Origin of the sequence: Nonomuraea sp. NPDC050404 (assembly GCF_040655495.1) — a bacterium.
In the GTDB taxonomy this organism is placed as follows: Bacteria; Actinomycetota; Actinomycetes; order Streptosporangiales; family Streptosporangiaceae; genus Nonomuraea.
Genome location: NZ_JBFAKB010000014.1, coordinates 79,413 through 80,682, shown reverse-complemented (window position 1 = coordinate 80,682; position 1,270 = coordinate 79,413). Strand labels below are relative to the sequence as shown.

The window sequence follows — 1,270 nt, the reverse complement described above, 5'->3', positions numbered from 1 at the left end:
GAGAGGCCCGGCCGGGTGCGCGTACACCCGGCCGGGCCGTTCTCGTGCGGGGGCTTCAGTCGGTGTTCACCAGCGGATCGGCAGTGCGTGCAGGCCGAACAGCACGCCGTCGTGCTTGAACGGCAGGTCCTCCACCGCCTGGTCGAGCTCAAGGGTGGGGATCCGGCGGAACAGGGTCTCGAAGACGGCCTCCATCTCGACCCTGACCAGGTTCTGCCCGAGGCACTGGTGCACGCCGTACCCGAAGGCGACGTGGTGGCGGGCGGAACGGCTCGGGTCGAACTCGTCGGCGCGCTCGAACGTCGCGTCGTCATGGTTCGCCGCGGCGCCGAGCGGCACGATTCCCTCGCCGGCCCTGATGAGCTGCCCGCCGATCTCGACGTCCTCGAGAGCCACCCGGAGCGCCACCCGGTCGGCGACCGACAGGTAGCGCAGCACCTCCTCGACCACCCCGGGCGTGTGGATCCACTGCCGGTTCAGCAGCAGCATGACCACGCCGAGCGCGATGTTGTTCGCCGTCGTCTCGTGCCCGGCGATCAGCAGCAGCAGCGCGACGCCGGAGATCTCCTTGGGGGTCAGCACGCCGGCCTTCAGCAGCCGGCTGATCAGGTCCCTGCCGGGGAAGCGCTGCTTCATGGCGATCAGCTTGGAGATGTAGAGGAGCAGGTCCTTGGTCGCGGCCTCGCGCTCGTCGTCGGTCGAGGTGAAGGTCACCAGGATGCGGGTCCTCGACTCGAACAGCTCCCGGTCCGTACGCGGCACGCCGAGCAACTCGCAGATGACCAGCGACGGCACCGGCAGCGCGAACTCGGAGACCAGGTCGGCGGTGGTGCCGCCGGCGAGCATGGCGTCAATGCGGGAGTCCACGACCCGCTGGATGGCGGGACGCATGTCGCCGACCCGCCGCACGGTGAACTCCGGGATCAGGGCCTTGCGGAAGCGCGTGTGCTCCGGCGGGTCGTAGGCGACGAACCAGCCGGGGATCTGGTCGGGCGGCGGCACCGTACCGTTGCGCCCGATCGTCGGGAAACCCGGATTCAGCGGGCTGGCGCTGATCCGGGGGTCGGTGAGCACGGTGCGCGCGTCCTCGTGCCGCGTGACCAGCCACAGGGTGCTGCCGTTGGGCAGCGCCGACCTGACCAGGCCGGGCTGCTTGCGGAGCGCGGCGTACTCGTCAGGGGGAGAGAGTTGCCCGCGCCGCCTTCTCGGGAACTCGATGGTGGTGGTCGGATCGTTGCTCGGCATACGGTTGCCACGCCCTTCGGCAGTA

Annotated in this window: 1 protein-coding gene; it reads right to left on the bottom strand. The window is 70.0% G+C overall.

All coding sequences use genetic code 11. The features are described 5' to 3' along the window. Window positions 1-66: 66 nt before the first annotated feature. Complete coding sequence (locus tag AB0I81_RS34555; RefSeq protein WP_360665429.1) at window positions 67-1,245, bottom strand: cytochrome P450; 1,179 nt, start codon at window positions 1,243-1,245, stop codon at window positions 67-69. Window positions 1,246-1,270: the final 25 nt, after the last annotated feature.

Excerpts from the sequence above, each read along its gene's own strand:
- AB0I81_RS34555 (WP_360665429.1), bottom strand. The coding sequence starts at position 1,245 with ATGCCGAGCAACGATCCGACCACCACCATCGAGTTCCCGAGAAGGCGG.